At 63.1% G+C, this 21763-nt stretch carries 23 protein-coding genes; 3 read left to right on the top strand and 20 right to left on the bottom strand.

The window, feature by feature from the left end; translation table 11 throughout:
* Positions 1-51 precede the first annotated feature (51 nt).
* Positions 52-1404, bottom strand: coding sequence for a phosphoglucosamine mutase (gene glmM / locus NKJ15_RS08990; RefSeq protein WP_352471193.1), 1353 nt, complete (start codon positions 1402-1404; stop codon positions 52-54).
* An 874-nt stretch (positions 1405-2278) separates the two neighbouring features.
* Here glmM and NKJ15_RS08985 point away from each other — a divergent pair.
* Entirely contained in the window at positions 2279-2941 is a 663-nt protein-coding gene (locus tag NKJ15_RS08985; RefSeq protein ID WP_502893708.1) for a hypothetical protein, read from the top strand.
* Between the two features lie 586 nt (positions 2942-3527).
* On the opposite strand, the gene ftsH is transcribed toward NKJ15_RS08985, so the two are convergent.
* The 16 genes from ftsH to NKJ15_RS08905 form a co-directional block, all read right to left on the bottom strand.
* Complete coding sequence (gene ftsH, locus NKJ15_RS08980) at positions 3528-5453, bottom strand: ATP-dependent zinc metalloprotease FtsH (RefSeq protein ID WP_023677989.1); 1926 nt, start codon at positions 5451-5453, stop codon at positions 3528-3530.
* Between the two features lie 106 nt (positions 5454-5559).
* Positions 5560-6993, bottom strand: coding sequence for a tRNA lysidine(34) synthetase TilS (gene tilS, locus NKJ15_RS08975; RefSeq protein ID WP_352683364.1), 1434 nt, complete (start codon positions 6991-6993; stop codon positions 5560-5562).
* A gap of 54 nt (positions 6994-7047) precedes the next feature.
* Positions 7048-8157, bottom strand: coding sequence for a tol-pal system protein YbgF (gene ybgF / locus NKJ15_RS08970; RefSeq protein ID WP_352540300.1), 1110 nt, complete (start codon positions 8155-8157; stop codon positions 7048-7050).
* 175 nt (positions 8158-8332) lie between these two features.
* Entirely contained in the window at positions 8333-8839 is a 507-nt protein-coding gene (pal, locus tag NKJ15_RS08965; RefSeq protein WP_023677992.1) for a peptidoglycan-associated lipoprotein Pal, read from the bottom strand.
* 238 nt (positions 8840-9077) lie between these two features.
* Entirely contained in the window at positions 9078-9455 is a 378-nt protein-coding gene (locus NKJ15_RS08960; protein WP_352814906.1) for a four helix bundle protein, read from the bottom strand.
* A 58-nt stretch (positions 9456-9513) separates the two neighbouring features.
* On the bottom strand, positions 9514-10785 hold the full coding sequence (gene tolB / locus NKJ15_RS08955; RefSeq protein WP_245274748.1) for a Tol-Pal system beta propeller repeat protein TolB: 1272 nt from the start codon (positions 10783-10785) through the stop codon (positions 9514-9516).
* Positions 10786-10863: 78 nt separating this feature from the next.
* On the bottom strand, positions 10864-12021 hold the full coding sequence (gene tolA, locus NKJ15_RS08950; RefSeq protein ID WP_352768348.1) for a cell envelope integrity protein TolA: 1158 nt from the start codon (positions 12019-12021) through the stop codon (positions 10864-10866).
* Positions 12022-12028: 7 nt separating this feature from the next.
* Positions 12029-12487, bottom strand: a complete 459-nt coding sequence (gene tolR, locus NKJ15_RS08945) for a protein TolR (protein WP_352522864.1) — start codon at positions 12485-12487, stop codon at positions 12029-12031.
* Between the two features lie 9 nt (positions 12488-12496).
* Positions 12497-13207: a protein TolQ gene (gene tolQ, locus NKJ15_RS08940; protein WP_023677997.1), complete on the bottom strand. Its 711-nt coding sequence runs from the start codon at positions 13205-13207 to the stop codon at positions 12497-12499.
* Between the two features lie 295 nt (positions 13208-13502).
* Entirely contained in the window at positions 13503-13973 is a 471-nt protein-coding gene (gene ybgC, locus NKJ15_RS08935; RefSeq protein ID WP_352540302.1) for a tol-pal system-associated acyl-CoA thioesterase, read from the bottom strand.
* 127 nt (positions 13974-14100) lie between these two features.
* The gene (ruvB, locus tag NKJ15_RS08930; RefSeq protein ID WP_352454896.1) at positions 14101-15141 is read right to left on the bottom strand and encodes a Holliday junction branch migration DNA helicase RuvB; all 1041 of its coding nucleotides are present in this window, start codon (positions 15139-15141) and stop codon (positions 14101-14103) included.
* A gap of 43 nt (positions 15142-15184) precedes the next feature.
* A complete protein-coding gene (ruvA, locus tag NKJ15_RS08925) occupies positions 15185-15805 on the bottom strand; it encodes a Holliday junction branch migration protein RuvA (protein WP_352814904.1) in 621 nt (206 codons plus the stop codon).
* A 13-nt stretch (positions 15806-15818) separates the two neighbouring features.
* Positions 15819-16241, bottom strand: a complete 423-nt coding sequence (locus NKJ15_RS08920) for a type II toxin-antitoxin system VapC family toxin (protein WP_352814902.1) — start codon at positions 16239-16241, stop codon at positions 15819-15821.
* Positions 16219-16488 (bottom strand): AbrB/MazE/SpoVT family DNA-binding domain-containing protein, encoded by a 270-nt coding sequence (locus NKJ15_RS08915; RefSeq protein WP_352767617.1) that lies wholly within the window; start codon positions 16486-16488, stop codon positions 16219-16221. Before NKJ15_RS08915 ends, NKJ15_RS08920 begins: the two co-directional genes overlap by 23 nt.
* 56 nt (positions 16489-16544) lie before the next feature.
* Positions 16545-17057 (bottom strand): crossover junction endodeoxyribonuclease RuvC, encoded by a 513-nt coding sequence (ruvC, locus tag NKJ15_RS08910; RefSeq protein WP_352767615.1) that lies wholly within the window; start codon positions 17055-17057, stop codon positions 16545-16547.
* A 263-nt stretch (positions 17058-17320) separates the two neighbouring features.
* Complete coding sequence (locus NKJ15_RS08905; RefSeq protein ID WP_352814899.1) at positions 17321-18175, bottom strand: SDR family oxidoreductase; 855 nt, start codon at positions 18173-18175, stop codon at positions 17321-17323.
* Between the two features lie 192 nt (positions 18176-18367).
* Here NKJ15_RS08905 and NKJ15_RS08900 point away from each other — a divergent pair, with 192 nt between their 5' ends.
* Positions 18368-18685 carry a winged helix-turn-helix transcriptional regulator gene (locus NKJ15_RS08900; protein ID WP_352540307.1) on the top strand — a complete coding sequence of 106 codons (318 nt, stop codon included), beginning with the start codon at positions 18368-18370 and terminating at the stop codon, positions 18683-18685.
* A gap of 38 nt (positions 18686-18723) precedes the next feature.
* On the opposite strand, the gene rcdA is transcribed toward NKJ15_RS08900, so the two are convergent.
* Positions 18724-19251: a protease adaptor protein RcdA gene (rcdA, locus tag NKJ15_RS08895; RefSeq protein ID WP_023678007.1), complete on the bottom strand. Its 528-nt coding sequence runs from the start codon at positions 19249-19251 to the stop codon at positions 18724-18726.
* A 581-nt stretch (positions 19252-19832) separates the two neighbouring features.
* Here rcdA and NKJ15_RS08890 point away from each other — a divergent pair.
* Positions 19833-20384 (top strand): DUF2269 family protein, encoded by a 552-nt coding sequence (locus NKJ15_RS08890; protein ID WP_352454903.1) that lies wholly within the window; start codon positions 19833-19835, stop codon positions 20382-20384.
* Between the two features lie 40 nt (positions 20385-20424).
* On the opposite strand, the gene NKJ15_RS08885 is transcribed toward NKJ15_RS08890, so the two are convergent.
* Positions 20425-21195 (bottom strand): sulfite exporter TauE/SafE family protein, encoded by a 771-nt coding sequence (locus NKJ15_RS08885; RefSeq protein WP_352450835.1) that lies wholly within the window; start codon positions 21193-21195, stop codon positions 20425-20427.
* 95 nt (positions 21196-21290) lie between these two features.
* The gene (locus NKJ15_RS08880; RefSeq protein ID WP_023678010.1) at positions 21291-21740 is read right to left on the bottom strand and encodes an Lrp/AsnC family transcriptional regulator; all 450 of its coding nucleotides are present in this window, start codon (positions 21738-21740) and stop codon (positions 21291-21293) included.
* Between the last annotated feature and the right edge of the window lie 23 nt (positions 21741-21763).

The following is a 21763-nucleotide window of genomic DNA, read 5'->3' as shown; positions in this document are numbered from 1 at the left end:
ATAAAAAAGCCCGCCGGCAAGGCGGGCTTTTGAACCGATGTTGGAGGGAGATCAGGCGGCGCTACGCGTTTCCGAAATGACCTCGACGATGTCGTTGACCACGGACTCGACAAGCTGCGGGTCGTCGCCCTCCGCCATGACGCGGATGAGCGGCTCCGTGCCGGATGGCCGGATGACCAGGCGCCCGGCCTTGCCGAGGCGATTGCGCGCATCTTCGATCGCCGCCTTGACCGGCGCCTCCTCCAGCGGCTTGCCGCCGGAAATATGCACATTCTTCAAAAGCTGCGGCACCGGCTCGAATTTCTTCGACAGTTCGCTGACCGGTCGGTTATGCCGCTTGATGCAGGCGAGCACTTGGAGCGCCGAGACGAGGCCGTCGCCGGTGGTCGAGAAATCGGACAGCACGATGTGGCCCGACTGTTCGCCGCCGACATTGAGTCCATGGGCACGCATGTGCTCGACGACATAGCGGTCACCGACCTTGGTGCGATGCAACTGCAGGTTCATGTCGCCGAGGAAGCGTTCGAGGCCGAGATTGGACATCACCGTCGAGACGACGCCGCCGCCGGCCAGCCGTCCGCTCTGCTGCCAGGATTCGGCGATCAGCGCCATGATCTGGTCGCCATCGACGATCGCGCCGTTCTCGTCGACAATGACGACACGGTCGGCATCGCCGTCGAGCGCAATGCCGATATCGGCGCGCACCTCGTGCACCTTCTTTTGCAGGCCGGCCGGATGAGTCGAGCCGCATTCCTTGTTGATGTTGAAGCCGTTGGGCTCGACATTGATGGCAACGACCTCGGCGCCGAGTTCCCACAGCGCGTCGGGCGCCACCTTGTAGGCGGCGCCATTGGCGCAATCGACGACGATGCGCAGGCCCGACAGCGACATCGAGCGCGGCAGCGTGCGCTTGGCGAATTCGATATAGCGGTCATGCACGCCGTCGACGCGTTTGGCGCGGCCGAGCCCATCGGAATCGGCGAGCGCCAGTTCGATATCCTTGTCGAGCATCCCCTCGATACGCTCCTCGATCTCATCGGACAGCTTGTAGCCATCGGGGCCGAACAGCTTGATGCCGTTGTCGTAATAGGGGTTGTGCGAGGCAGAGATCATCACGCCGATATCGGCGCGCAGCGAGCGCACCAGCATGGCAACAGCCGGCGTCGGGATCGGGCCGAGCAGGAAGACATCCATGCCGGCGGCGCACAGGCCCGACACCATGGCGTTCTCGATCATGTAGCCGGAAAGCCTGGTATCCTTGCCGAGCACGACGCGGTGGCGGTGGCTGCCGCGCTGGAACGAGAGGCCGGCGGCCATGCCGACCCGCATGGCGACCTCCGCCGTCATTGGAAACTTGTTGGCGCGCCCACGAATGCCGTCCGTACCGAAATAATGTCCTGCCATGTTCGCCAGCTTCCCGATGGTTCTTTCCGAGCATCTCATGCCATAAAATGGCCCAAGCCCCGTCATCACATTGTATGATTATGGACGACCAATCCTTAGAAAATTGTTGTTTTGTGTGTTTTACGTCACGCTAGTGTGTTGATTTTCAAGTTCCGAGCCCTTGTTGCGGCAGCAGCATCAGAAACATCAACTCAAACCTCATCTGGATCCTTTGGGCTGTGGCAGTGTGGCCTTGAACCCGAATCCGCATCGTGCTGCTCCAGACAGCGGTGGGCTCAGGTCCGCCGCAGCCGCCGATTTGACTGGCTGTCATTCGACGCAGTGTCCTCGCTGGGAACCAGCCATAGGCGCGCGCTCCGTGCAATGCACCCGGACGAACTTGGCGGGGAGACGGTCCCGGCAACGAATTCATCACCTTAAAGAAAAGAATGCACTTCTAAATTTGTCTCTACGCTACTTAGCATCTGGCGCAACCAGCCGTTGAGCGCTATTGCTGCACTGGGACATATCATGAACCGCCGTAGGGAGAAAACGCATGCTCATCCACCGACTTGCCACTTTGACGGGTCTTGCCGTCGCGACCTTATTCCTGGCGGCGCCTGCCAGCGCGCTGACCATGGCCGAGTGCAGCACCAAGTATAACACGGCCAAGGACGCGGGAACGCTTGGCGGGCAGAACTGGAACCAGTTCCGCAAGGCCCAATGCGGCACCGATGCTTCCGCCGCTACAACCGAACCTGCGCCAGCCAAAGCCACGGCCAAGGCTGCCGACACGACCAAGGCAGCCGCCGCCGACGATGCGGCGCCGGGCCTGACGGCGAAGGAGTGCAGCACCAAATACCAGGCCGCCAAGGCTGCCGGCACGCTCAACGGCATGAAGTGGAACGATTTCCGCAAGACCCAGTGCGCCGCCGGCGCGACGGCAGCCGCACAACCCGCCGCCAAGACCAAAGCAGCGGCGGCCAGCAGCGATGACGCAGCGCCTGGGCTGACGGCCAAGGAATGCAGCACCAAATACCAGGCCGCCAAGGCTGCCGGCACGCTCAACGGCATGAAGTGGAACGACTTCCGCAAGAGTGAATGCGCCGCCGGCGCAAGTGCAGCCGCACAACCCGCCGCGGCACCTGCCAAGGCGACGACAGCCGCCGCGACCGATACCGGCAAAGGCGTCAGCATGGCGGATTGCAGCGCCAAATATCAGGCTGCCAAGGCCGGCAACACGCTGAACGGCATGAAGTGGAACGACTTCCGCAAGAGCCAATGCGGCGCCGGCGCAGCCGACGACGACACCCTGCCGGCTCCCGATGCCAAATACACCGGCGATCCGCAACCGCCGACCATCACCGCCCCCCAGGGCGTGAAATTCCCGACGGCGATCTCCAAGAAGTATGCAACCGAGACCCCGGCCAAGGGCCGCATGCACACCTGTCTCGACCTCTACTACGCCAACAAGGACGCCAACACGCTGGGCGGCCTCAGGTGGATCCAGAAAGGCGGCGGCTTCTACAGCCTCTGCAACGCCAAGCTGAAGAGCTGACCGGCGCCACCATCCGACGACATGAGCCCGCGAGCCGCAAGGTTCGCGGGCTTTTTTGTTGCTGCCGAACACTTGCGAGGAGCGCCATCCGCGCGCAAGCGGCGCCGCTGCCAATCTGCCCCTCGTGGGGGAGATGTCCGGCAGGACAGAGGGGCACTGTCCAGGGGACTGTCCCGCCGACATCGATGGTCGCCAGCACGCGCGACGCTCGGTCGAAAAGGAGCCTGAAATAAAAAACCCGCCTCGGCGGGCGGGTCGTCAGCGCCAATTGGCACCATACCTAAATTAGTAGCATAGCTGCCGGCACAAAGCAAGAACAAAACGTGGCGCCGCCGGCAAAAAATGCGAGCTTCATTCTCCGGCGCGCCTTGTCGATCTTCCCGAAATCGTCAACGAGGCCGATAGAAGGCCCCATTCCTTCGCGCCTCTCTCTGTCCTGCCGGACATCTCCCCCGCGAGGCGGGAGATTGGCCGTCATCGTCACTTTCGCCAATTTCCTGCGATGCAGGAAGCGTCGCATTCCCCAAGAGAAAACGCCGCGGTTAGAGCCGCGGCGTTTCGAAGTCGATCTGTGCCGGGCCGGAGCCTAGCTTGACGGCTGAGGTTCCATGCCGCCTTCGGGCTCGGGGCCTTTCTTGCGGCGGCCGGACTTCGGCACGGCCGAGCCGCGGCTCGGCGGCGTGTCGTCGCCAAGGTCGCGCGCGGGCTTATTGCCGGCGATCAGCTGCTTGATCTCCTCGCCGGACAGCGTCTCGTATTCGAGCAGGCCCTGCGCCAGCGCGATCCATTCCTTCTTTTTCTTGGTCAGGATGGACCTTGCCGTCGAATAGGCCTCGTCGATCAGCCGGCGCACTTCGGCGTCGATGATTTGCGCCGTCTCTTCCGAGATGTTCTGCGTGCGCGCCACCGAATGGCCGAGGAACACCTCCTCCTGGTTGTCGCCATAGGCGACATGGCCGAGCTTGTCGGAGAAGCCCCAGCGCGTCACCATGGCACGCGCCAGCTTGGTCGCCTGCTCGATATCGGAGGAGGCGCCGGAGGTGATGTTCTCCTTGCCGAACTTGAACTCCTCGGCGACACGGCCGCCCATCATGATGGCGAGGCGCGAGATCATGTATTTGTAGCTCATCGAATAGCGGTCGCCTTCCGGCAGCTGCATGACCATGCCGAGTGCCCGGCCGCGCGGAATGATGGTCGCCTTGTGCAGCGGATCGGCCGACGGCACGTTGAGCGCCAGGATGGCATGACCAGCCTCGTGATAGGCGGTCAGCTCCTTCTCGGCCTGTGTCATCGCCGACGAGCGGCGCTCGGCGCCCATCATGATCTTGTCCTTGGCGTCCTCGAATTCGGCCATGGTGACGAGGCGCTTGTTGCGCCGCGCCGCCATCAGGGCGGATTCGTTGACCAGGTTCATCAGATCGGCGCCGGAAAAGCCCGGCGTGCCGCGCGCGATCACCTTGAGGTCGACATTGGGCGCCAGCGGCACGTTGCGCACATGCACTTTCAGGATCTTCTCGCGGCCGACGATGTCGGGGTTCGGCACCACCACCTGGCGGTCGAAGCGGCCCGGCCTCAGCAGCGCCGGATCGAGCACGTCTGGCCGGTTGGTGGCGGCGATCAGGATGATGCTTTCGTTGGATTCGAAGCCATCCATCTCGACCAGCAACTGGTTCAGCGTCTGCTCGCGTTCATCATTGCCGCCGCCCAGGCCGGCGCCGCGATGGCGGCCGACCGCGTCGATTTCGTCGATGAAGATGATGCAAGGCGCGTTCTTCTTGGCCTGGTCGAACATGTCGCGAACGCGGCTTGCGCCGACGCCGACGAACATCTCGACGAAGTCCGAGCCCGAAATGGTGAAGAACGGCACGTTGGCTTCACCCGCGACCGAGCGGGCGAGCAGCGTCTTGCCGGTTCCAGGAGGACCGACGAGCAGCACACCGCGCGGGATCTTGCCGCCCAGCCGCTGGAATTTCTGCGGGTCGCGCAGGAACTCGACGATCTCTTCCAGATCTTCCTTGGCTTCGTCGACGCCGGCGACGTCCTGGAAGGTGACGCGGCCATGTGCTTCGGTCAAAAGCTTGGCCTTCGACTTGCCGAAGCCCATGGCGCGGCCGGAACCGGACTGCATCTGGCGCATGAAGAATATCCAGACGCCGAGGATGAGGATCATCGGCAGCCAGGAGATCAGGGTGCCGAACAGCGAATTGGAGCCGTCGGATTCAGGACGCGCATTGATGGTGACGTTCTTGTCCTGCAGCCGCGAAACCAGTGACGGGTCCCCAGGCGAATAGGTCTGGAAGCCGTTGGAACTGTCCGTGTAATTGCCGGAGATACGGGCGCCGGCGATGGTCACCGACTTGATCCGTCCCGCCGCGACTTCCTGCAGGAACTGCGAATAGGGAACATCGCTCGAGGCTCCACGCGTCTGCGGCGTCTGGAAAAGATTGAAGAGAGCGATGAGCAGGACCGCTATGATCGCCCAGAGCGCGAGGTTGCGATAATTCGGATTCATCAATTGTCCCGTTGGCGCCCGCTGGGCGGACACGCGTCGTGAGAGGAAACTTGGCCCTAACATAGGGAGAGCGTCTCCCATTGCCAAGCATAACAGCAGGTCTCGGTTAAGCTTTCGCCCGTGGTAGGCCGGCATTGTGGCCGCCGAACGGCACGGCTGGAACGGGCGCCGCGCCAAGCAACGCGGCGACGGCATCGGCCGGCGCCAGATCGAAGGACGGCAGGAAACGGGCGAAGGGCGCGACTGCCGGATATGCGGCGACAGCCGCCTGCATCGGGCCTTCCCCGGGCAAACCCCGGCCTTCCCCGAGCAAACCGAGGCATTCGCCGTCCCGCCAGAGCGCCGGCTCGGCGGCCAAGGCGGCACGCACAAGGCTTGCCGGCGTGCCATGCCCTTCAATTGCCCGCTTTGCGGCAAGAGCCGCCCCGAGCGGTGCTACCAACAGCGGCGCGATCAACAATGCACCTGGGCTGTCGCCCAATGTGATCCGTCTGCGGCCGTCCCACAGGGCATTGCCGGAAACCGCAACAGCGGGCGGCAGATCGCGCAATTCGCGGTGCAGAAAGATGCCGGTACGCCGGGCATCGACCACGGTCCGCGACAATGTGGCACAAAGCGGCCCGGTGCGGAACCGGCCGAAAAGGGCTTCGCTGCGGGCCTGGTCGGGAAGGAAGGCGGTGCCGCCGGTCGCCGCCAGCAGGATGCGCAGCGCATAAATGGCCGACCGGCTGTCGGCGGCCGTCGCAAAATCCCGATCGAGCCGGACGAGGCCGGCGGCCGGCCTGGAGGCCAAGCTGCGGATCAGCATGGCCGCGCGATGTCCCAGCTGCTCACGCTCGACCGCCGCCTTTCTGGCCAGCGCCATAGCTTCAGCCATGCGAGGCGCATCGTCGCCTTCAACAAGTGCTGCGCGGACGCGCGGCCGCTCGAAAGCGGTGTCGGCATTGGTCGGATCTTCGATCCAGACAACCTGTTCACGCCGCAGGAATTCGCGCAGCTCAGCACGCCTTACGCCGAGCAGCGGCCGCACGATCCAGTGCCGCCACTCGTAGAGGGTTGCCGGCGCCATGCCGGCAAGGCCCCGCCCTTCCTCGCGCGGCCTCTCCTCACCTGGCCCGTCGTCACGTGCTTGCCTCATCAGCACGGTCTCGGCCTGGTCGTCGGCGGTGTGGCCGGTCAGGATCAGGCCGATGCCTGCCGCTTCGGCGGCCTCGGCGAGCAGCCGGTAGCGCGCCTCGCGCGCGGCGGCGGGCAGGCCGGTCGATGGTTTGTGCCCCGACCAGGCGAGGATGCGATGGGCAATGCCGCGCGCCGCGCACAGCCTGGCCACGGCTTGCGCTTCCGCTGCCGCTTGCGGCCGCAATTGATGATCGATCGTTACCGCCAGCAATTTCGTTGCCGGGGCGTTACGATCGAGATGGGCTTTGAGGAGGAGGAGAAGGGCGGTCGAGTCGCTGCCGCCGGACACGGCCGCAACAGCGCCGTTGGAAAAGTCGATCCGCGAAAAATCCGAAAGGTCAGGCTCGCTGTCGAGCGTCATGCATGTCGCCCAAGCGTGGGCCCGGTTTTGCGGCAACGACACGCAACGGAAAAACTAGCACGCCGCGAGTGCCCTTTCCTGCTTGACCCGCTCCTTGAGCGCGCCGGAAATATCGGGGTAGCGCTTGCCGATCTCGCTGAAAGTGGCACAGGCCACGTCGCGCTGCTTCAGCCCGACCAGTGAAACGCCGAGCTTCAGCAGCATGTCTGGCGCCTTCTTGGCCTTGGGATAGTCCTTGCTGGCAGCGAGGAAAGTCTCGGCCGCATCGCGGTATTTCTGCTGGCCGAGCAGCGATTCACCAAGCCAGTAATGCGCGTCCGCTGCTTTGGCGTCCTTGGGAAAACGGGCGATATGGTCGCGGAAGCCCTGTTCGGCGGTGCTGTAGTCGCCCGACAGGATGAACTGGTAAGAATTGCGGTAAAGCTCTTCCGGATCGTTGGTCGACGGGAGTGCCGCGACCACCGTATCATCGGATTTACCGGCCTTGTTGCCGGCTGCGCTGGCGCCGTTGGCTGGGGCCGTATTCTGCCGCGGCGCATTCGCTTGCGCATTGCCATCGGCTTCGACGACATTGCCGTTTTTGTCGACGGTGATGGTGCCGAACGTCTTGGGCGGCGCGCCGGGGATCAGCTTGCCGGGATCGCCGTTGGGCGATTCGACGATGACGTCCTCGACGCTCTTATCGCCTGCTGGCGGCGCGTCCGCAGCGGCTGGAGCCGGCGTTGCCGGCGCCTCCGCCACGTTACCGTCGCCATTGGGGCTGTCGCTGCTGGGCGCGGCCTCGGACTTCTTCTGCTCCGCCGGCTGCTGCGCGCCTTGCGGACCGCCTTCCAGCTGCTGGAAGCGGAATTCGTTGTCTTCCTGCTGCTTGCGGATCTGCTCCTGCATCTGCAGGACCTGGAAATTGAGTTCCTCGATCTTGCCATTCATCTGCCGGAGCTGTTCCTCCAGCGCCGGAGTGCCGGTACCATCCTGTTGCGCGAATTGAACCTGATCCGGCTTTTTCTTTTCGCCGAAAATGCCGGGCAGTTTGATCGTCGGCAGGTGGAAGGAAAAACCGCTTTCCGATGACTGCCCGGTGCCGTTTGCCCCGTCAGCAAGTGCCGCGATACTTGATACGAGCAGCAGCGCAAGCGTGCCGCTCAAGACCGATCTGAAATGCATGTGCCTCTCGCCGTGAAACCGTTAGCCTGTTGCGCGCCCTTTCCAACCGAAGTGGCCAGGCGCCCTCGGCTCTTAACAGGACGTGAGACTTCGGCCAAATTTTGTTTGGAGCGGGCAGATATGAAAAAGGCGGCCTTTTGGCCGCCTTTCGCACCAGGTGTTGCATTTATGCCGATCAAGAACCGGCGCCGCCCAGTGTGGTTACGGCGCGGCGGTTCTGCGACCAGCAGGAGATGTCGTCGCAAACCGCGACCGGACGCTCCTTGCCGTAGGAAATGGTCTTCAGGCGCTGCGCCGAAACGCCCTTGGCGACCAGGAAGTCGCGTGTGGCGGCAGCACGGCGGGCGCCGAGCGCCAGATTATATTCGCGCGTGCCGCGCTCGTCGGCATGGCCTTCGATGACGATGGCATACTGCTTGTACTGGTTCAGCCACTGCGCCTGGCGCGACAGCGTCGTCTGCGCATCGGCGCGGATCGAGGACGAATCGGTGTCGAAGAAGATGCGGTCGCCGATGTTGACGGTAAAGTCCTGGGCCGATCCGGGCGTTGCCGCGCCGGCGCCGTTGAGGCCGAGATCGGCGGCGCTGTTCGGCGTCTTCTTCGAGGCGCAACCGGTGATCGCGAGCATCGCGACCAGCGCGATCATGACCGGGTTTGTGGTAAGTGCTGCGATACGGCCCATGCCGCCTCTCCTTCGCAATTCGAGTGATTTCATTGATCGTCCAGTAACCACGTTTGGGTTAACCGGCGCTCAAGAAACACGGTTAAAATTTGGTTTTCGGCTGCCGTCCGCAACCGTTCTGCCGAGGGGCGACAATGAGCGCGGACCGTAGGCGGAAATGCGGCTAAAACATGAAAAAGAGGGAATTGAGGAACTGAAGAACCGAGGAATTGAGGAATTGAGGAATTGAGCAAAGAGATCACCTCAGCTTCTCTCTGAGATTGACCAGCATTCCGTAGATACGGGCATAGGATTGCAACCAATCGTCGCGTTGCGCCTGTGTGATGTACTCGAGGTCGAACGCATACGAAATCCAGGTCTCCACCTCACTGTATGATCCTATGGCCATCGAAATGAAGCGTGCGAATTCGGGCTTGGAGTGAGTCTGTTTAGCAAAGCCTTCGGCGAAATTGGCGCAGATCGCCTTGCTGGAACGACGTAGTTGATCGGCGAGCGCGTATTGCTCCATTTTCGGAAAAGCAAGGGTGGCTCTGTGTACCCCAAGGGAAACCGCATAGGCACGCTTATAGACTTCTAAATCCCTCGCGTGCTCGATGTAGACCCCTGCCTTCTCCATTCTTCAGTTCTTCAACTCGTCAACTCGTCAGTTCTTCAATTCCTCAGTTCTTCTTCCATCACTCCAGCAGCGGCGACCAGGCCGGATCCGAGGCGAAGTTCGCCGTCGGGATCGACTGTTCGTTGCGGCCGGTGAGATCGACCGAAACAAGTTTTGGTCCACCATTGGAATCGCGGAAGAACATCAGCACCCGGCCGTTGGGCGCCCAGGTCGGCCCTTCCTGCTGAAAGCCGGTGGACAGGATGCGCTCACCCGAACCGTCGGTGCGCATGACGCCGATCTGGAATTCGCCGCCGGTCTGCTTGGTGAAGGCGATGAGATCGCCGCGCGGCGACCACACCGGCGTCGAATAGACGCCGTCGCCAAACGAGATGCGGGTCTGGCCCGAGCCGTCGGCGCCCATCACATAGATCTGCGCGCGGCCGCCGCGATCCGAGGTGAACACCACCTTGCTGCCGTCAGGCGAGTAGGACGGTGAGGTGTCGATGGCGGTCGAATTGGTGAGCCTGGTCGTCGAGCGGCTTCTCAGATCCATGGCGAAGATGTTGGAATTGCCGTCATCGCGCAGCAGGCTCATGATCACCTTCTGGCCGTCCGGCGAAAAGCGCGGCGCAAACGTCATGCCGGGGAAATTGCCGACCAGCTCGCGCTGCCCCGTCTCGATCTGCAGCAGGTACACCCGCGGCTGACCGCTTTCATAGGACATGTAGGTGATTTCCTGCCGGTTCGGCGAGAAGCGCGGCGTCAGCACGATCGATTTGCCGTTCGAGAGATAGCGGACGTTGGCGCCGTCCTGGTCCATGATGGCTAGCCGCTTCTTGCGCGCATTCTTGGCACCGGACTCGTCGATGAAGACGACGCGCGTGTCGAAATAGCCCTTCTCGCCGGTCAGCCGCTCGTAGATCGCATCGGCGATGATATGGGCGACGCGCCTGGTATTGGCGTCGTTGGCGAAGAACTGCTCGCCCGACATCTGCTGGCCGGCAAACGTGTCCCACAACCGATACTGGGCGCGAATGCGGCCGTCAGCCTCCTTGCCGACACTGCCGGTGACCAGCGCCTGCGCATTGATCACCTTCCAGTCTTCGAAGCGCGGCGTGGCATCCGGGTTCGAGATCTTTTCGATGAAAGCGCTTTTGTCGATCGGCGCGAACAGGCCGGAGCGTTTCAGGTCGGCACTGACGATGCCAGAAATCTCGGCGCCGAGCGCATCGCCGCCCTGGAAGTCCGTGATGGCGATCGGCAACGGCTCGACATTGCCCTTATTGACGTTGAGCTCAACGAGCGCCCGCGCCGGCAGGGTGACAGCAACGGTCATACCCAGCGCCATCGCTGCAATCGTCAGGAGCGGCTTGAGGATGGATTTCATGTCTTCTCGCTTCTTTCGCTGATTCTGTGAGCGCCAGGCCTAAAGACCGAGCATCTCCCTGGGGTCAAAAGTGACCCGAACGTCGGACCAGATGTCTTGCTTGCCCGCCGGAACCTGCAAGCCGGCCACATCGCATTTCTGAACCGCGCGCACTGCACTTTCGTCAAACGGGCGGTTTCCGCTCGACTTTTCAACGCTCGGCCGGCCATCCAGCTTGCCGGAGGCGTCCAGATTAAACCGGACCACGACGACGAAATTCTCCGAACCCTCGAGCCCTGCCGGAAGCGTCCAGCAACCACCAAGCTGGGCCTCCAATGCCCCCTGCTCCGATTTCGAAAGCTTCTGGCCCTGATCCTTCTCGCCGCCGAGCGATGCCTGCTGGGTCGAGCGCTTGGCGCCGCCGCCGGACGGCTTCCGCTTGTCAAGCAGAGCCGAAATCTCGTCGGCGTTGAATTGCTTGTCGTCCGATTTCGGCCTGGATGAGGCTTCCTTGACCGGCTTGTCGGCGTCCTTGCGCTCCGGTGCCTTCGCGCTCTCGGCCTGGGCCGGCTGCGGCTTTGGCCGAGCCTCGGGTGCCGGCGCCGAGTCGGGAAGCTGCGCCTCCTCGGTTGGCGGTTGCTTGGCAATCGCCTCGGCGACGGCATCCGGCTTGACCTCGGGCTGCGGATCGATCGCGGCAGTCTTGTCCTGCGGCGGCGTGGGCGTCGGCTCCTTGGCCGGCGTCGGCTTGGGCTCGGTCTGCTTGACAGGTTCGGGCTTGACCTCTTCCTTCGGCTGCGGCACCGGCGCCACCTCCGTAGCAGGAATAGGCTTCGGCTCTTCCTTCGGCTTCGGCACGTCCTCGGGCTTGGGCTTTTCGACCGGCGTCGGCGCGGGTGGCGGAGCCGCCGTCATGTCGACTGGCTGGGGCTTGGGCTCAGGTGTCGGCGGCTTGTCGGTGTCGACGCTGTTATCGCCGACTTTCTGGGCATCGGGAACGATGTCGGGACGCTGCGTCGGTACCGGCGCCGGCTTGTCGTGCATTACAGCTTTCTTGTCGCCTTGCAGGACCTGTGCCGTCGCTTCCATCGGCACGATCTCGACCGACACCGATTCCGCATCGGACGCAGGCATCGCGGGCGGCGAGGACAACGTGAACAGCCCGAAGGCGATCGCCACCGTATGCAAGATCACCGATGTGGTGAGGCCGGTCCTCATCTTGCGTCTACTGATCCTGTTCCTGCAGTGAAACCAGGCCGATATTCTTGTAGCCAGCAGCCGAGATGCGGGCCATCACCTTCATGGCAGTGCCATAGTCGGTGGACTTGTCACCCCTGATGAAAATGCGCTCGTCATAGCCGGTCTTCGAGATCGCCTGCAGCTTTGCCACCAGCTCCTCGATCGGGATCTCGGTTTCCTGGAGGTAGATCTGACCGGCCGAGTTGATGGACACGGTTATAGGCTGCGTATCGGCGTTCATCGCTTTGGCCTGGGTATCCGGCAGGTCGATCGGCACGCCGACCGTCAGCAACGGCGCCGCGACCATGAAGATGATCAGCAGCACCAGCATCACGTCGACCATCGGCGTGACGTTGATCTCCGATATCAAGGCGTGATGGCGGCCGCGCCGCCTGTGGCCGCGCCCGCCGCGTCCTCCGCCACCTGCGCTTACGGACATTCCCATGATCGTCCCTCAGGCCTTCTGCGCGACTTTTTCATCGATTTGGCGCGAGAGTATGGCGGAGAACTCATCCGCGAACCCTTCCATGCGCACCGCGATCTTGCTCGCGTCGGACGACAGCTTGTTATAGGCGATGACGGCCGGGATGGCGGCGAGCAGGCCGATGGCCGTCGCCAGCAGCGCTTCGGCGATGCCGGGCGCGACCACCGACAGGCTGGTGTTCTTCGAAGCGGCGATCGCCTGGAACGAGGTCATGATGCCGATCACGGTGCCGAACAGGCCGATGAAGGGCGCCGCCGAGCCGGTGGTGGCGAGGAAGCCGAGCCGCCCTTCCAGCTTTTCCATCTCGCGGGTCAGCGCCAGATCCATAGCCTTGTCGATGCGGGTCTGCAGGCCGAGCGGCGATTTTGCGCCCTTCTCGAAGCTCTTCTTCCATTCGCGCATGGCGGCGACGAAGATCGCGCTCATGCCGGTCGTCTTGCGGTCGGCGAGCGTGCGGTAAAGCTCTTCCAGCGACTGCCCCGACCAGAACACCTGTTCGAAGCGGTTGAGCGCCAGCCGCATGCGGGCATAGGCGACGAGCTTGTCGACGATGATCGCCCAGGTCCAGATCGAGGCACCAAGCAGCCCGATCATGACCAGCTTGACCACCCAACCGGCCTGCATGAACAAGGCCCAAATCGATAAATGCGCGCCCGGTTCGGCGAGAGCGATGTTTTCCATGTTACGTCCTTAAAGATTTTCGGGGCGTGGCTGGCGGCTGGCCCATGGGCATCCCTTGTGGTCCGTTCGCGTTAAGCTTGCGGAATAACCCCAAATGCACCGTTGGCGGCCTTTTCGGGGCAAATATTGGTGAAAGGAAGGCGCTTGGATTCTTCCAATCTTAACCAATCCCTTCATGGACCGTTATGGTTAAGGATGGGTTAGGACGTACAGCGCGGCGCATTGCCGCGCCCCGACGACCAGCCCGGCGATCCTCGCCTCGACCGGGAGCTCCGGATCTTCCGCCTCTGAACTCTTATTTGCGCGTTCCGGGCATGAAGGCTGCCACCCAATCCTTGGGAAAGCGCCGCGGCCGGCCGTTCTCGCCGACGATCGCCGCTTCGACCCGCGCCTCGACCAGCACTTCGCTGCCGCGCTTCAATTGCTGCGCCATGACGATGCGCGCGCCGGAAATCTCGTCGGTGCGCGTATCGATGGTCAGGATGTCATCCATGCGGGCCGAACCGCGGAAGTCGATCTCCATGCGCCGCACCACCCAGACTATTTTCTCGCCATGCTTGCCGTCGGCAAGCTCGGTGTGGTGGACGCCAGCCAGCCGCAGATAGTCGGACCGGCCGCGCTCGAAGAATTCGAGATAGCGCGCGTGGTAGACGACGCCGGAAAAATCGGTGTCGGCATAATAGACCCGCGCCATCAGTCGATGGCCGAATTCCGTCAGCGCGCCGGAAAGTCCGGCGGACAATGCCGATTCACCGTGATCGTCCATTGCGCTGTCCTTTTGGCCCGACAGGCCCTGTTTCAAGCAACACCTGTTTTGCGCATAGACCGGCGATGATCAAGACCTGGAGGGCTGGGCCGGGGACTGCCAGCACCGAAGCCATAAGCAGCGGAACCTAGGGTTCTTCCTGGAACAGGCTGATCTGCTGCTGCGCCAGGTCCTTTGGCGCGTCGAGGCCGAGATGCCGCCAGGCATTGGCCGCCAGCACGCGGCCGCGCGGGGTACGCATGATGAAGCCTTGCTGGATCAGAAAGGGTTCGATGATGTCCTCGATGGCATCGCGTGGCTCGGAAAGCCCGGCCGCGATGGTCTCGATGCCGACCGGCCCGCCGCCGAAATTCCGGGCGATCATCGACAGATAACGGCGGTCGAGCGCGTCGAGGCCGAGCCCGTCGACCTCCAGCCGCGTCAGCGCCTCGTCGGCGATCTTGCGGTCGACATGGCCGTCGCCGGCAACGCTGGCGAAGTCGCGCACCCGGCGCAACAGCCGGCCGGCGATGCGCGGCGTGCCGCGCGCCCGCCGGGCGATCTCCAAAGCACCGTCGTCGCCGAGCGGCATGGCAAGGATGCGGGCGCCGCGCCGCACGATCTGCTCGAGTTCCTCGACCGAGTAGAAATTGAGCCGCACCGGAATGCCGAAGCGGTCGCGCAGCGGGTTGGTCAACAGGCCGAGCCGGGTGGTGGCGGCGACAAGCGTGAAGCGGGCAAGGTCGATCTTGACCGAGCGCGCCGCCGGCCCCTCGCCGATGATCAGGTCGAGCTGGAAATCCTCCATCGCCGGATAGAGGATTTCCTCGACCGCCGGGTTGAGCCGGTGGATCTCGTCGATGAACAGCACGTCGCGGTCTTCGAGGTTGGTGAGCAGCGCCGCGAGATCACCGGCCTTGGCGATGACCGGACCCGAGGTCGAGCGGAAATTGACGCCAAGCTCGCGCGCCATGATCTGCGCCAGCGTCGTTTTGCCGAGGCCAGGCGGGCCAACGAACAGCACATGGTCGAGCGCTTCGCTGCGCCCCTTGGCGGCTTCGATGAAGACTTTGAGATTGGCCCGCACCGCCGCCTGGCCGACAAAGTCGCCAAGCGTCTGCGGCCGCAAGGTCTGCTCGGCGTCCTCGCCGCGTCTGTCGGGAGCAATGAGGCGTGGCGAAAGGCTCATGCCGCCTTCCTTGCATATGGCAAGGGACCGGACAAGCAACGTCTCACCGTGCCAGCTCCTTCAGCCCGAAGCGGATCAGCTTCGAGGCGTCCGCCTCCTCGCCTGCCGTCTTCAGCGCTGCCGCCACCGCATTGGCCGCGGTGTCGCGCGAATAGCCGAGATTGACCAGCGCCGAGACGGCGTCGGTGATCGGCGCCGAGGCGACGCCCTCGCCGAGCTCCTGCTTCAGGCCGATGGTGCCGGAGGCAGTGCCCGCATAGGCCGGCGCCTTGTTCTTCAATTCGGTGACGATGCGCTCGGCCACCTTCTTGCCGACGCCGGGAGCACGGCTGACCATGGCGATATCGCGCAGCGCAATCGCATTGGCGAGGTCGGCCGGCGCCAGCGTCGACAGGATGGCCAGCGCCACCTTGGCGCCGACGCCTTGCACATTGTTCATCAACAGCCGGAACCATTCGCGCTCCAGCACCGACTGGAACCCATAGAGCCGCAGCATGTCCTCGCGCACATAGGTCTCGATGAACAGCACCACCGCCTCGCCGGGCGGCGGCAATGCCGCCAGCGTGCGCGCCGAGCAATAGGCAATGTAGCCGACGCCATGTACGTCGACGATGCAGAAATCCTCGTCGATCTCGTCCAGCGTGCCTTTTAGCTTGCCGATCATTTGAGCGTGCCGATCATGCCGGGTGGGTTTCCGGAGAGATGATATCGAGGTCCGGGAAATAGCTGCGATAGCGCGCGGCATCGCGCGTCAGCAGGCGATGCCCGGCGACAACCGCATGGGCTCCAATAAAGAAATCCGGCAGCGTTCGTTCGCTGAGGCCGCCGGCGCGGCGATAGCGCGAGTGCGTTACACCGGCGAGGAAGGCTGCTTCCCACGGCAGGAATTCGCGATCCATCTTGAGCATGTCGACTGCTTGGCGAAGGGCCTGTTCGGTCGCAATCAACGGCGCGAGCTCGGACCAGACGATTGCATTGATTACGAGTGCGCCGTCGCGCCGGCATGCGGCAATCGCGGATGCCGACCATTTCGTCTCCCGTCCGGCAGGACCCCAAACGTCGATCAGGACATTTGTGTCAATCAATGTCGAGATCTTCACGCGGGCCCCTCAGCCATTCCATATATTCGTCCGTCGTCATGCCCCCCAGATCCAGCGTACCGGCCATACGGCCGAGCATCTGGCTGAATCTGCGCGAGGCTTCCTCCTCCGACATGTTTTCGTCGACGGCTATGACACGAGCCCCGTCCTCGGTGGGGACGAACTCCACCTCCGAGCCCGGGCCGATACCCAGATGATCCCGTATTTCCTTCGGGATGGTCACTTGGCCCTTGGTGGTAACGCGCATGGTAATACCTCGTTGGTATTACTTATTGCCAACCGGAGAACAAGTCAAGAACAAACTTATCCGGCAAGCGCCGCCATCCTGTAGGCGATGCTCTGCCGGTGATGCGCGTGACAGATGGCGATGGCCAGCGCATCGGCGGCATCATCGCTGTCGAAAGTCGCCTTCGGCATCAGCACCTTGACCATCATGTGGATCTGCTTCTTGTCGCCATGGCCGACACCGATCACCGCCTTCTTGACGGCGTTTGGCGCATATTCGGCAACGACAAGGCCGGCGCGCGCCGGCACCAGCATCGCGATGCCGCGCGCCTGGCCGAGCTTGAGCGTCGCCGCGGCATCCTTGTTGACGAAGGTTTGCTCGACCGCCGCCTCCTGCGGCATCGCGGCATGCAGGACCTCGGCGAGCCCGTCATGCAACTGGCAAAGACGCACCGCCAGGGCGGCCTTGTCGTCGGACCGCACCGTGCCGGAAGCGACGAAGCGCAGCGAATTGCCGAGGCTCTCGACGATGCCCCAGCCGGTGCGCCTCAGCCCCGGATCGATGCCGATGATGCGAATCGCTTCCCCCATCCGTCAAGTCTACCTTCGGGGGACAGCGATGCCAGCGAAATGTGAACAAACCAGAAACAGCAAGCCGAGTCTGTTTAGAGAATGTTTGAGAGTCGCTCTGGCGAGACAGATGGCTTGGTTTTCGAGAACCGGAGCGGAGCGTACATAAGTACGCGAGCACCGGAAGCGCAGAAAGCGGCGCTAGCCTAGTCGTTTGAATAACTGTTGGCGCGAGCGACAGACGGTCCTCTGATCCTTTGGCGGATGTGACAGCCATCTCGGTTTCAACCGCGCAATGCTGCCGCAACGACGCTCTCCAGTGGCGTTGTCGGTCGACCGATCAGCCGGCTCATGGCGCCGCCGTCATCGAACAACGCTCCGCGTGAGGCTGCAATGTCGGCATCGGCCAGGATAGCGGCGAGATCGGCGGGCAGCCCGGCGCCTGTCAACACGCCCTCATAGGCCACCCCGGCAAGATCGTTGTAGGCGATCGCCTTGCCCGATTGCCGCGAGACCTTCGCCGCAAGCTCGGCGAGCGTGAAGGCTTGGTCCGCCGCGAGCTCGTAAATCCTCCCTGCTTGATCCTCGCTTGTCAGCACCACGGCCGCGGCCTCGGCATAATCCTGCCGCGCCGCGGACGAGAAGCGCCCCTCATTTGCGGCGCCGATGAAGGCGCCGTGCTCCAGAGCCGCCGGGAGCGCCATCAGATGGTTCTCGGTGTACCAGCCGTTGCGCAGGATGACGGCGGGTAGGCCGGAGGCCGCGATGACCTCCTCCGTCTGCCGATGTTCGACCGCGAGCCTCGCGGGAGACGTGTCCGCATGCAGCATGCTTGTGTAAGCGATCAGCGAAACCCCCACCCGTTGGGCGGCCTTGATCACTGACCGATGCTGCGGCAAGCGGCCGCTGACTTCGGTCGAGGAAATCAGCAGCAGTCTATCGACGCCGGCCAGCGCCATCGGGAGCGTGTCGGGACGATCATAGTCCGCCTCCCGCACGACTACGCCGCGTTGGACAAGATCGCTGGCCTTTGCCGGATCACGAACCGCCGCAACGATCCGGCTGGCCGGAACTGTCTTCAGCAGCGCGTCGATCACGAGACGGCCAAGCTGTCCTGTTGCTCCAGTTATTGCGTACATCGTTCTGTCCATTTCGTGGTTGGATGGATTGAGAGCCTCAGATAGCGGCTCTCATTACCATCGGAAACCACGTATCTTGTAGTTACCATCATTTTCCGGTAACCAACTGGAAACTCTCATGGAAGATGCGCCATGGTCCTCAGGATGCGAACGAAGGTGAAGGCGCTTCCCGGCTGCCCCATGTCGAGGTGCATGGCGCTGCTTGGCGGGTGCTGGACACCCGAGGTGCTCTGGTCCTTGAGCGACGGCCCGCGCCGGTTCTCCGAATTGCGCCGCGATATCCCAGCCATTTCGGCGAAGGTGCTGACCGGCAGGTTGCGCGATCTCGAGGAGCGTGGCGTCCTCGCACGCCACGTGATGCCGACATCGCCGCCGACCGTGGAGTATGAGCTGACGTCATTGGGGCAGGAGCTGCTCCCAGCGATCAGGTCTATCGTGGAGGTCGGATCGCGCCTGCTGCTGCGTGATTCTCCCCGCCTGATGATCGCGGGCCCATCCCTTCGCGGTTAGTCTAGATGGCCGCCGGAGTAGAATTATGAAACGGTCTCTCAGCCGCGGGCGAAAGCCGTGTTGAGCAGCGTGATCTGGTCGGAGACCGGATTGAGGCGACGGCTCGACGGCGGCACCTCGGCGAGGCCGCCATAGATCTCCTCGTCCATGCGGCGCACCAGCGCCTGCAGCCGCAGCGAGCGGTTGACGAGGTCGATGAAATCCGTCGGCAGCTCGGCCCAGCCGGGCGCCTCCTCATGCGCGGAGGCGGTATCGAGACGCACCTTGGATTTTTCTGAGGCCACCTGATCGCGGGTCATCTCGCCGGAATTCGCCGCCCGCTGCAAAAGCAGCCACGAGGCGACCTGCATCAGCCTGGTGGTCAGTCGCATCGATTCGGCCGCATAAAGCGTCGCCGCCAGCCTCGACAGCTTCTTGGCCTCGGCGCGGCCCTTGCCGTCGAGATATTCGGCCGCCTGCTCGACCAGGCCCATGCCTTCCTGATAGAGCGGCTTGAAGGATTGGGAGAAAACCCGGCGCTCCGCCAGCTTGATGGTTTTCGCGCTCGCCTTCGAAGGCTCGTTCATCGCTACGCCCCTGCACTTGCCTGACAGCCGGCCGATTCGGCTCTTGGCCGCCATATCCGGCAGCCTAAACGACTGAAGCTTGAAAATGCGCTTCGCTGCCAGCGAAGGCAAGCACATGTTTAACAAACGGTTAACGGCCGCATTTAGCCGGAAGGACGCCCATGCCGGCGGACAAAAAAAGAGCCGCGGATAAGGCGGCTCTCAGGAGTTTAACAGGGAGGCGTCAAACAAAGTGGCTCCAACCACTCGGTAAGAATCCAGATCACTGGATGGACATAGTAAACGCCTGTAAAGCTTAACGAAGCCTTAACGCAGGGCATATTTTTTGATCAAGCGCCCAGCATCTGTGCCGTAACAGCACAGCTGACCGGCCACGGCACCCGTTCACACCACCGGCTGGAAAGTCGGGGCGACGCGCTTGCGCCATGTTTCCTCCAGATCGTGACCGACATACCGAAACAGATCCGCTCGCCGCGCGACATCGTTCCGAAACAGGCGCCGCGGTAAACGCCCGCTCCTCGCAACGAGGCGGAGCAAACCTTGCGCTCCGGCAAATCATCAAATCTCTCAAGGAGCGAATAATGGACTGGTACTCGGCCGTTAAATTTCTGCATATCGTCTCGGCGATCCTCTGGGTCGGCGGCGGCTTCACGCTGATGCTGCTCGCGGTACGCGCCGACCGCGCCGGGAACGTCGAAGGCATGCTGCAGGCGATGCGCGCCACCGGCGAGCTCGGCAACCGGTTCTTCGCGCCGATGTCGATGCTGACATTGCTTTTCGGCCTCATCATGTGCGGCTTCTGGGTCGGCTTTTCCGATCTGTGGGTGCTGATCGGCCTTGCCGGTTATGCGACGACCTTCTGCATCGGCATGTTCATCTTCAAGCCGACTGCCGACCGCATGGCAGGCATGATCGCCAAGGATGGCGTGACGCCGGCAGTGCTTGCCCAGGGCCAGCGCGTCCTCAGCGCCGCGCGCTTCGACTATTCGGTGATGCTGGTGATCATCGCGGACATGGTGCTGAAGCCGACGCTGCACGACATCACCATTCTGGGCTGCATGGCGCTCGTACTCGCAACCGGCATTGCCCTGGCGCTTGGCAGGACGCGGCAGCTGCTGCCGAGTGCCGCCTGAGGTGTAAGGAATCCGGCGGCGGCCGAATGGGGCCGCCGTCTTACAGGAGGCCGGCGATGCCGTCCCACAGAAGCTTGACCGCGACGACCGCCACGGTCGCATAGGTGAAGGGATAGAACAGCTCCGGCCGCATCCGCCGCACCAGCCAGGCGCCGGCGATGGTCGACAGCGGCGCCAGCGGCATCAGCACCGCCGACGCGGTCAAATTGGTGGTGTCGAACTGGCCGAGCGCGAAATAAGGGATGAGCTTCAGCGCGTTGGTGACGGCGAAGAAGATCGCCGCGGTGCCCGACAGCACCTTCGGATCGAGCCTGATCGGCAGCGCATAGACCTGAAAAGGCGGGCCGCCGACATGGGCGACGAAGCTGGTGAACCCGGCAACAGTACCCCAGAAGCCGGCGGCGACGCGGTTGGGCTCCGCCGCGTGGCCGGCACCGTGGCGGAGTTGCAAATAGAGCCAGCGCAGCACGAAGATCAGGGCAACCGCGCCGACGATCAGCCGCACCATCTCTTCGGTTACAAGTGCCGCCGTCAGCCAGCCAAGGGCGATGCCGATCACGGCGCCCGGCATCATGTCGGCCAGCATCTTGCGGTCGAAGATGCCCCACCACGTCCATACCGAGACAATGTCCATCAGGCACAGAATTGGCAGAAGAATTGCGGCAGCCTGAACCGGCGGCATGGTCAGCGCCATCAACGGCACGCCGACAAAGCCGACGGCGCCGCCGAAGCCGCCTTTCGACAGGCCGACGAGGATGACGGCCGGAATGGCCGCGGCATAGAACCAGGGATCGACGAGCAGGCCTGACATGGGGAAGGGACGCTGGAGGGAAAGTTGAGCTCTGGAATAGACCAGAAATGGCCAGACCGCGACCGCAAATATGTGGGCCACGCCACCGAAACCCGTCACATGTTTGGCATGTCGAGCGGCGGCGGGCGTCTCCGGATCGGCTGCGCCTTGATGATGGCGGTGCTGGTTTCGGCCTTGTCGGCAATGCGGTCGAGAATCCCGTCGAGCTCGCCGATCGAGCGGACGAACAGCCGGGCAACGAAGCAGTCATCGCCCGTCACCTTGTCGCATTCGCCGAATTCCGGGATTTCCTCGATCAGCTTCTGGACGATGTGCAGCTTGCCCGGCAATGGCCGGATGCGAACGATCGCCTGCAAGGCGTAGCCGAGCGCCTGCGGATCGATGTCAATGGTGAACGCGCGGATGACGCCGCGATCCTCAAGCCGCCGAAGCCGCTCCGAAACGCTTGGCGACGACAACCCGACCTGCAGCGCCAGTTCCTTCAGCGAGGTCCGTGAATCCTTGACCAGGATATCGAGGAGCTTTCTGTCGAGTTCGTCCAGCATTTTACAATTCCAAGAAAAAGCCG

Origin of the sequence: Mesorhizobium sp. M0207 (genome assembly GCF_040321995.1) — a bacterium.
Taxonomy (GTDB): Bacteria; Pseudomonadota; Alphaproteobacteria; order Rhizobiales; family Rhizobiaceae; genus Mesorhizobium.
This window is presented reverse-complemented; position numbering and strand designations above follow the sequence as displayed.

What these genes read in the sequence shown, in the direction of transcription:
- glmM (WP_352471193.1), bottom strand. Translation starts at nt 1,404, where the DNA reads ATGGCAGGACATTATTTCGGTACGGACGGCATTCGTGGGCGCGCCAAC.
- NKJ15_RS08985 (WP_502893708.1), top strand. Translation starts at nt 2,279, where the DNA reads ATGAAGTGGAACGATTTCCGCAAGACCCAGTGCGCCGCCGGCGCGACG.
- ftsH (WP_023677989.1), bottom strand. Translation starts at nt 5,453, where the DNA reads ATGAATCCGAATTATCGCAACCTCGCGCTCTGGGCGATCATAGCGGTC.
- tilS (WP_352683364.1), bottom strand. Translation starts at nt 6,993, where the DNA reads ATGACGCTCGACAGCGAGCCTGACCTTTCGGATTTTTCGCGGATCGAC.
- ybgF (WP_352540300.1), bottom strand. Translation starts at nt 8,157, where the DNA reads ATGCATTTCAGATCGGTCTTGAGCGGCACGCTTGCGCTGCTGCTCGTA.
- pal (WP_023677992.1), bottom strand. Translation starts at nt 8,839, where the DNA reads ATGGGCCGTATCGCAGCACTTACCACAAACCCGGTCATGATCGCGCTG.
- NKJ15_RS08960 (WP_352814906.1), bottom strand. Translation starts at nt 9,455, where the DNA reads ATGGAGAAGGCAGGGGTCTACATCGAGCACGCGAGGGATTTAGAAGTC.
- tolB (WP_245274748.1), bottom strand. Translation starts at nt 10,785, where the DNA reads ATGGCGCTGGGTATGACCGTTGCTGTCACCCTGCCGGCGCGGGCGCTC.
- tolA (WP_352768348.1), bottom strand. Translation starts at nt 12,021, where the DNA reads ATGAGGACCGGCCTCACCACATCGGTGATCTTGCATACGGTGGCGATC.
- tolR (WP_352522864.1), bottom strand. Translation starts at nt 12,487, where the DNA reads ATGGGAATGTCCGTAAGCGCAGGTGGCGGAGGACGCGGCGGGCGCGGC.
- tolQ (WP_023677997.1), bottom strand. Translation starts at nt 13,207, where the DNA reads ATGGAAAACATCGCTCTCGCCGAACCGGGCGCGCATTTATCGATTTGG.
- ybgC (WP_352540302.1), bottom strand. Translation starts at nt 13,973, where the DNA reads ATGGACGATCACGGTGAATCGGCATTGTCCGCCGGACTTTCCGGCGCG.
- ruvB (WP_352454896.1), bottom strand. Translation starts at nt 15,141, where the DNA reads ATGAGCCTTTCGCCACGCCTCATTGCTCCCGACAGACGCGGCGAGGAC.
- ruvA (WP_352814904.1), bottom strand. Translation starts at nt 15,805, where the DNA reads ATGATCGGCAAGCTAAAAGGCACGCTGGACGAGATCGACGAGGATTTC.
- NKJ15_RS08915 (WP_352767617.1), bottom strand. Translation starts at nt 16,488, where the DNA reads ATGCGCGTTACCACCAAGGGCCAAGTGACCATCCCGAAGGAAATACGG.
- ruvC (WP_352767615.1), bottom strand. Translation starts at nt 17,057, where the DNA reads ATGGGGGAAGCGATTCGCATCATCGGCATCGATCCGGGGCTGAGGCGC.
- NKJ15_RS08905 (WP_352814899.1), bottom strand. Translation starts at nt 18,175, where the DNA reads ATGTACGCAATAACTGGAGCAACAGGACAGCTTGGCCGTCTCGTGATC.
- NKJ15_RS08900 (WP_352540307.1), top strand. Translation starts at nt 18,368, where the DNA reads ATGGCGCTGCTTGGCGGGTGCTGGACACCCGAGGTGCTCTGGTCCTTG.
- rcdA (WP_023678007.1), bottom strand. Translation starts at nt 19,251, where the DNA reads ATGAACGAGCCTTCGAAGGCGAGCGCGAAAACCATCAAGCTGGCGGAG.
- NKJ15_RS08890 (WP_352454903.1), top strand. Translation starts at nt 19,833, where the DNA reads ATGGACTGGTACTCGGCCGTTAAATTTCTGCATATCGTCTCGGCGATC.
- NKJ15_RS08885 (WP_352450835.1), bottom strand. Translation starts at nt 21,195, where the DNA reads ATGTCAGGCCTGCTCGTCGATCCCTGGTTCTATGCCGCGGCCATTCCG.
- NKJ15_RS08880 (WP_023678010.1), bottom strand. Translation starts at nt 21,740, where the DNA reads ATGCTGGACGAACTCGACAGAAAGCTCCTCGATATCCTGGTCAAGGAT.